This window comes from Nostoc sp. S13, from assembly GCF_029379315.1.
Taxonomy (GTDB): Bacteria; Cyanobacteriota; Cyanobacteriia; order Cyanobacteriales; family Nostocaceae; genus Nostoc.
The window spans coordinates 1-7,688 of the sequence record NZ_JAQYWQ010000192.1 but is presented as its reverse complement, the minus strand read 5'-3'; the positions used below and the strand labels follow the sequence as shown (position 1 = coordinate 7,688).

Genomic DNA, 7,688 nt, shown 5'->3' with positions numbered 1-7,688 from the left:
CGTTTATTCATCCACCAGTCGCACAAAATACCCAAGTGAATTCTGGCGACTGGCACCTTTATTCTGTTTGATCAACTTCCGAGTTCCCAACATCAACTTCCGAGTTCCCAACATCAACTTCCGAGTTCTGAACACCAACTTCCGAGTTCCCAACACCAACTTTCGAGTTCTGAACACCAACTATGGATATTTCGGCTTGAATGATGAACTCAGAAACAGCAAATGTCTAATTATTAGCACGGTGCGATCGCCTTTTTTCTTCCTCCGTGTCCTCTTTGCCTTGGCGATAGCCTGCGGCAAGTCCTCCGGGTTACGCTCGTTGCGCCAAAGCGTCTCCCCTTCTCTACCAGACGCTACGCGAAGGGAGAAGACTCGCTCTCCGTGGCGCTAACAGCAGTCGCTCATGGGGAAACCACGCCAGATGCTTCAAGTCTGCGGAGCCGCCCAACGCACTGCCTCCCCAAGATCGCGCTGCTTTACCGCTGAGCGTCTACGTCATTCTTCCCACACCCATCAACCCCAAATTTTACACTAAACTCTAAACAAGTCCCAGCGCATGAACAAGTGTTTATCGCAAACTTGGCACAGGTTTCGGTAATCCTTCTCAGGAGGAGAGAGTCTGAAGTTTCCAGTTAGATGCTACGCGCCTTTTGGCGGTTGCGTAAGAATCGTAAACCAATGCTGTAAGCACCGAATACTAGTGAACCCAATGTCAAAGCGGGTTCAGGAACAGTGACGGGCGTAACAGAACTGATACTTACAGCAAAGTCTCGATTTGAGTCTACATTATCAGAAAATACGCTGTCGGCAGCCCCAATAAATAGATATTGGGCGTTGGTTGGAACTTGTACAATGACACTACTAAACATTCCGCCGCGTGAAATATAAAAAATACTATTATCTAAACATTGAGTTGGTAGGCAGCCATTTGGAAGCGTAGCATTAATAGCACCCGGAACTCTGTCAGTTGTAGCGCCATCATACTTACCACTACTAGGTAGCAGGTTATTGTTAGTGCTGAAAACAGCCCACATTGAACCATAGTATTCATCAGTGGGATCACCAAATGGTGAAAAACTTCCAAACTGATCCAGTTTTATTGTGTCACCTGGATTAATTTCCAAATCTTTTAAAGAAAAAGGTACGCTATCAGGGCTGGATGTATATGAAGAAATAAAACTTGCAGTTGGGTCAATGTTGAATCTAAATGTGAAAGCTTGCGCGGGATCAGCTTTTATCAGAGCTAAAGTGAAAGTTACACTAGCAGTTACAACTGATAATTTAGTAAATAAATTGCTCATTTTTTGTCATTAAAAAATTTTGGCATAGAGAATCGGAATAAATAATCAATTAATTAAGCCAGATGCATAGTTAGTTGTCAATTGATGAGTCAGATATTCACTCTATTTATAGATATGTGAAAATACGCATGTTGTTATAAATACTATGACAAAAATAGGTTTGTCAATCTATTGATAGCTAGTTGACAAGCAGAAAAAAACTTTTTTTATTAGTTTGTTAGCCGCACACAGCTTATTTAACCGAAAGTCCCGTATGAAGCAATACACTTGAGTTAAGTATTTTTGTGAAAACCAACTTGCGAGTTGCAATCTCAAAAGATGAGGATTTCAGCTTGACTAATGACCAATAGTACCTCAAAACCAGTCTAAAATGCTAACTCTACATCAGAGGGGTATATCCCGCTTGCGAGAGTGTGAGACGTTCACGTAAAATATAATGCCATTGTTGCAGCAGTTCTCATGACCTCATCTGCGTCGTTTGACACATCAGAGTCTTTACAGGCGGATATCGCTGAATTGATCGCTCGTTTACCGACATTAAAAAATCGGCAACTTATTCAGCAAGCACTTGCTACTATTGTTCGTCTAGCTGATAGTGAAATTGAGCGTCTCGATTGGAAAATATTGTCGGCTGCATTAGCTGATATGGAGCGCGGTTTCCAGCTTTTTTATGATTACCGACACGTTCGCAAAGTGACCATCTTCGGTTCTGCTCGTCTCGCTACAGATACGCCAGAATACCAAATGGCGCTTGAGTTTGCTCGCGCTATTTCTCAATTAGGATTTATGGTGATGACCGGCGGCGGCGGTGGAATCATGCAGGCGGGTCACGAAGGTGCTGGGCGAGAAAATTCCTTTGGATTAAACATTCAGTTACCCTTTGAACAGCAAGCAAACCCGTTTATAGAGGGTGATCCCAAGCTAATTCACTTCAAATATTTCTTTACCCGCAAGCTGTTTCTCCTTAAAGAAAGTGATGCTATAGCCTTGTTTCCGGGAGGCTTTGGCACTCAAGATGAAGCTTTTGAATGTATGACATTAACCCAGAATGGGAAATTTGGCCCAGTACCTCTAGTTTTAATCGATCGCCCTGGTGGTGATTACTGGCGGTCTTGGAGCGAATATATTGATAAACAACTCGTGCAAAATGGTCTTGTCAGTCCTGAAGACCCCAGCCTTTACACGGTGACAGACAACTTGGATGTGGCTTGCGACGCTATCACCAGTTTTTACCAGGTTTATCACTCCTGTCGATATGTAGCCGATAAGTTAGTCATCCGCCTCAAGACAGATATATCAGACGTTCTTGTAGAGCAACTCAATGTTGATTTTAGCGACATTATTATTCAAGGACGGATTGAAAAAAGTCAGGCATTACCTCAAGAAGCACAAGATGAAACTGTTGGGCTACCCCGCCTCATTTTGTACTTCAATCAACGCGACTTGGGGCGCTTGTATCAGATGATTGCCATAATTAACCAGATGGGTACTCCTTCACCAGAGGATGCAGCGCATCCAGAAAGAAAGTAGTTAATGAACTACCTCTAGTTGGCTCCGCCTGAACTAGAGGTTTTTACATCCTCTAATCCGTTGCTAACGAAGTTACTTTGAGATTTTTGGTGCTTCATTTGCCCCAGTTGCCGCATACTTCCAGCAAGATTCGGCTTACTGGAAGTATCGACAAAGTGTATTTGGGGAAATACTGATGGCTATGCCGAAATTTAATAATAATCAATTAATAGTTGATTGAAAACTGATTTGGCTGGCTTATCATAACGTTTAACTCAGTTTCACTCAGTTTGAAAAATAACTGGGGTAATTTATGATGTCTAGATTTTTGGTTCGCGTGAATTATTCGCGAACCATCCTTTTTGTCCAAAGTCCAATTTGCAGACTAAACTTTCAGGCTATTATTTGGCTTGTTCCTGAAATAAGCGAACCGACCGGATTTATGTATCGTTATGAACTTTAGTACAAAGTCGAGCCAGCGCTGTAGAAGGGTTTCCCGTCGCTTTCGTCTGGCGTTGAGCGGAGGTTTCCTCCAAGACCGCTGGAATACTCGCTACTGCTTCGCTATCAGAACTTTGTAACAGAGGGGTTTTAAACCCTTTAATTTAGGAGATACGAAAATATTATCAACAATGTCTAAGAGCTATAAAGCTTATAAACTGTACATTTTAGTTGATTTCATCACTCCCTCAGGCTTAATACATACCCATAATCTAGCCGCAAGAGGGAAGTTCAAATTTTACAAGAATGCTACAAATAAGTTGTTATTTTAGTGATCTAAGTTTAGCTTTATACATTTTATGAATCGTTCCGCCTGCCTGATCTTCAATCCAGTTGCGGGTCAGGGAGACCCAGACCTAGAGTTAGCAGAAATCCGGGGAATATTAGAGCCAGATATTGACCTAGATATTTATCTGACAACTGAAGAAATCGACGCTGACGAACTGGCATATGCAGCAGTAGCAAGGGGGGTAGATGCAATCATTGCTTCGGGGGGAGATGGCACCCTCTCGGCGGCGGCGGCGGCTGTAGTGGGTACTGAGATTCCATTTGGGATCATTTCTAGAGGAACAGCAAACGCTTTTGCCACAGCTTTAGGAATTCCTGACACGATCGCATCTGCATGTCAGACAATTTTACAGGGAGGAATCCGCAGTGTAGACGTAGCCTATTGCAACGATCGCCCAATGGTACTTTTAGCAGGTATTGGCTTTGAAGCTGAAACTGTAGAATTGGCAGACCGGGATGCCAAGAATCGCTTTGGGATAATGGCCTACGTTTTGGCAGGAATCCAGCAACTGAGAAGCTTAAAAAATTTTGATGTTGAAATTGAAACTGAAGACAAAATAATTAAAACTAGTGCCTGTGCAGTAACAGTAGCAAATGCCGCGCCTCCCACTTCCGTTTTGGCTCAGGGGCCAGCAGGTCTGATTTATGATGATGGGTTACTAGATTTAACGATTGTAGCTCCAGCTAACAAGGCAGGAGCGATCGCTGCTACACTTCATCTATTTCAAACGGCTTCTACAGGTAACGCCGTAGAACGGGATGATATTGGCTTCCTGCGAGCCAAACAATTTAAAATTACGACTAACCCACCACAAAAAGTTGTTCTAGATGGTGAAATAGTAGGCACAACTCCAGTAGAAATTAAGTGTGTACCAGCAGGCTTGAGAATTTTTGTGCCATTAGTAGAAGAAGTTGAGCCTACCGAAAAACTAGAGGGACTCCCTAATTTGACTATTGAGATGAAAGATCCAGTAGAAGAATGAGGGGATGGGGCATTGGGCATGGGGCATGGGGCATGGGGCATTGGGCATGGGGCAGAGGGAAAAGACTTGCTGCAACCTTGCTCATCTGCTCGCCTTCAATTGAAGATTCAGGAGTAAATTGCATTGAAACTTGTATCTGATCCAGCGATCGCTAACAAAATTCGTAAAATGAATCAGCGAGTCCGGTGGCAAGAACCGTTAATTGTGGAACGGAACATCGACCAAACTCGGCTGGTGTTGGAGGATGGTCAAACAGACAATTCTGAGTTCTCATTTTTAGTTGTCGGTGATAGTGGTTCCGGCAAGCATCGGGGACACAATCCCCAGCGAGAGGTGGCTGAACTCATGCTCCCTCATCACAATGAATCCCGTTTTATGCTACACACCGGGGACGTGATCTATTTAGTGGGGTCGAGTGAATACTACCACCAGAACTTCATCGAGCCTTACCGAGAGTTCATCTTGGGCGGAGAACATCCTAGAAGGATTGCCTTTGACCAGATGATTTTTAAGCTGCCCATTTTACCTGTACCGGGAAATCACGATTACTATAACTTGCCGATTTTATTGAGCTTGGCGTCTCTAACAACATTACCCATTCGTCGCCTGTTGCGATCGCGGTTAGATTTAGATGTGGGCTTACATGGTTCAGGAACCGGTGAAGCCTACGCACGGGCATTTCTGGACTATCTTAAGGCGTATCAGCTTCCCGGAGAGTTAAATAATCATTTAGATCAGTACTACACAGGCAAGACAGACACAGGTCGTTGTCTTTCCTATCAACCTGGGCACTTCACCCGCCTCCCCAATCGCTACTACACTTTTCGTTATGGGGGGATTGATTTCTTTGCCTTGGATTCTAATACATTTAACGATCCACCGCCGCTACCTAAAACAAAAGAAGGTGATGCTGATCGCAGAATGTTAGAAAAACGTCGTGAAGATTTAGAGCAAGAAAAGCTGGAAATTATTGAAACCTCAGCCAAGCTTCGTCCCGAAAACCCCAGCGAAGCCGATAAATTAGACGACTTCCACGCCAAGCTGTCACAAATTGAAGAAATTATTGTTGATATTGATAAGCAACTAGCCACTAATAAAACACTGCTGACTGATATTGAACAACTGGAGTGGCTCAAGCAAAGATTAATTGAATCTTGGAATAATCTTGAAGTTCGGGGAAGGGTGATTTATTTCCATCATCCTCCCTATGTAACTGAAGCGACAAAATGGCAACAAGGTCAAACTCTGATAATTCGCGATCGCCTCCGTGGTGTGTTGGATGCGGTAGCTAAAGAAATAGGTTCCCTAACTCAGGGGCGTCCTTTGGTCGATTTGGTATTAAACGGTCACGCGCACTGCTTGGAACACCTTGAGACAATGGATACCGGACACGCTGATTCGCATATCCACTGGATTGTTTGTGGCGGTAGCGGGTTTAGTTTGCGACGCCAGCGCACGGAGGGAGCAGATTTGATGGAGACTTTTGGAAATGAAAATAGATTAGTGGCGCGATCGCATCTCTTCATTGGTCGTAACGGTCAAGGTTTTCAGAAACGACGACCTTATTCAGGTTTACGTATTGACGTTAAAGGCGATGGACAGCCTAAGTTTATTGTCCGTCCCTTGGTTGCCGAATGGCATCAACGGCAATGGCATAATAGTGAACTTGAGCCGATAATCATCTAGAGCATCGATTCAGTAATCACAGAGGCGCAGAGGCTATCAGAGTAGTGGTTGTCAAAATTTTGGCGAACATGAGAAAATGGATTTGGCTGATGCTGTTGGCGCTGGTAGCAGTTGCGGTGGTGGGTAGTAACGGTAGCACGTTTTTTGAACAGCGTTCGTCACCAGCAATTGTTCAGAGCATTCCAGTGGAAACACCCGAACCACAGGCAGAGTTAAAAAAAGTTAACATTGCCCCGCAAGTGTCTACTGACAAGCTGTTAAACCATATCCAAAAGTTAAATTTTCAGCGCTACACAACAACAGAGCGATCGCTGACTCGCACTTATATCACAACTGAACTGAGAAAATTAGGCTGGAAGCCCAAATTGGAAAAGTTCTCTGACGGTGTGAATATTTTTGCCGAACGCCCAGGAACTAACAAAGCAGCTAAAGCGATTCTCGTGGGAGCGCATTACGACACTGTTGCCTTATCTCCTGGTGCCGATGATAACGCCAGTGGTGTAGCTGTGGTGCTAGAAGTTGCGCGGTTACTCGGTTCCCGTCCCACACCACGGACATTACAGCTAGTCTTTTTTGACAAGGAGGAAGCAGGGCTTTTGGGTAGTCAGGCTTTCGTTAGTAAGACAGCACGCTTGCAAAACTTGGGCGGAGCGCTCGTTATGGATATGGTGGGTTATGCTTGTTACACTGCTGGGTGTCAAAAATACCCTACCGGATTGCCTATTACCCCACCTAGCGACAAGGGCGACTTTTTGGCAGTAGTTGGTGATACAGAACATTTGCCTTTGCTGAATGCATTTCAGATGCTCCCATCAACCGCCCTGAATAAACAAGAATCAAATCTGCCACCAGTCCTAACAGTACCAATTCCTTTTAAAGGTTTACTGACACCAGATACCTTACGCAGTGACCATGCACCATTTTGGTATCAGGGTGTGGGTGCTGTGCTGGTGACAGATACCGCAAATTTACGGACTCCGCACTATCATAAACCTAGCGATGTTCCAGCGACTATCGAGCGATCGTTTTTCACAGGAGCAGCACAGATTGTAGTCAATACTACTACTGCCTTGTTAGAGAAAAGCGAGGTTTTGGAAACTCAACCACCAAGCTGAGTGAATAATTTGTAATTGACGCCGTGTGCGACTTTCTTTTAAACCTAATACAATTTTGGATTTTTGAAAATTATAATTACGTAGCTTGCTTTTGAGTAGCTGTAGTACTACGAATGATTTTTCCATACATTAAGAACCGATATGACTAGCACAATTTCTTTTGACCGAGTGTCTGATATTTACGATGCGACAAGGGGATTTCCACCGGGGGTTTCTGAGCAAGTGACGGACTTTATCCTCAATCTATAGGAATCCTATTTGAGTTTTGAACAAGCTCCGTACATCTGAAGAGTGGCAAAGTCAAA

5 protein-coding genes and 1 pseudogene are annotated in these 7,688 nt (G+C 44.0%); 5 read left to right on the top strand and 1 reads right to left on the bottom strand.

Going from position 1 to position 7,688, the window contains the following annotated elements:
• A pseudogene (locus PUQ00_RS31435) lies at window positions 1–391 on the top strand (hypothetical protein); the annotation flags it as partial.
• A gap of 241 nt (window positions 392–632) precedes the next feature.
• Here PUQ00_RS31435 and PUQ00_RS31430 read toward each other — a convergent pair.
• Complete coding sequence (locus PUQ00_RS31430; protein ID WP_300423805.1) at window positions 633–1,301, bottom strand: hypothetical protein; 669 nt, start codon at window positions 1,299–1,301, stop codon at window positions 633–635.
• Between the two features lie 459 nt (window positions 1,302–1,760).
• On the opposite strand from PUQ00_RS31430, the gene PUQ00_RS31425 reads away from it, so the two are divergent.
• The 4 genes from PUQ00_RS31425 to PUQ00_RS31410 all read left to right on the top strand — a co-directional run bounded on the left by PUQ00_RS31425 (window position 1,761) and on the right by PUQ00_RS31410 (window position 7,383).
• Window positions 1,761–2,831, top strand: a complete 1,071-nt coding sequence (locus PUQ00_RS31425; protein ID WP_300423803.1) for an LOG family protein — start codon at window positions 1,761–1,763, stop codon at window positions 2,829–2,831.
• Between the two features lie 779 nt (window positions 2,832–3,610).
• Complete coding sequence (locus tag PUQ00_RS31420) at window positions 3,611–4,582, top strand: YegS/Rv2252/BmrU family lipid kinase (RefSeq protein ID WP_300423801.1); 972 nt, start codon at window positions 3,611–3,613, stop codon at window positions 4,580–4,582.
• Between the two features lie 123 nt (window positions 4,583–4,705).
• Window positions 4,706–6,268 carry a metallophosphoesterase gene (locus PUQ00_RS31415; protein WP_300423799.1) on the top strand — a complete coding sequence of 521 codons (1,563 nt, stop codon included), beginning with the start codon at window positions 4,706–4,708 and terminating at the stop codon, window positions 6,266–6,268.
• A gap of 68 nt (window positions 6,269–6,336) precedes the next feature.
• On the top strand, window positions 6,337–7,383 hold the full coding sequence (locus PUQ00_RS31410; RefSeq protein ID WP_300423797.1) for a M28 family peptidase: 1,047 nt from the start codon (window positions 6,337–6,339) through the stop codon (window positions 7,381–7,383).
• The last annotated feature ends 305 nt before the right edge of the window (window positions 7,384–7,688 follow it).

Bases quoted from the DNA above. Each gene is read 5' to 3' on its own strand.
- PUQ00_RS31430 (WP_300423805.1), bottom strand. From the start codon at position 1,301: ATGAGCAATTTATTTACTAAATTATCAGTTGTAACTGCTAGTGTAACT.
- PUQ00_RS31410 (WP_300423797.1), top strand. From the start codon at position 6,337: ATGAGAAAATGGATTTGGCTGATGCTGTTGGCGCTGGTAGCAGTTGCG.
- PUQ00_RS31420 (WP_300423801.1), top strand. From the start codon at position 3,611: ATGAATCGTTCCGCCTGCCTGATCTTCAATCCAGTTGCGGGTCAGGGA.
- PUQ00_RS31425 (WP_300423803.1), top strand. From the start codon at position 1,761: ATGACCTCATCTGCGTCGTTTGACACATCAGAGTCTTTACAGGCGGAT.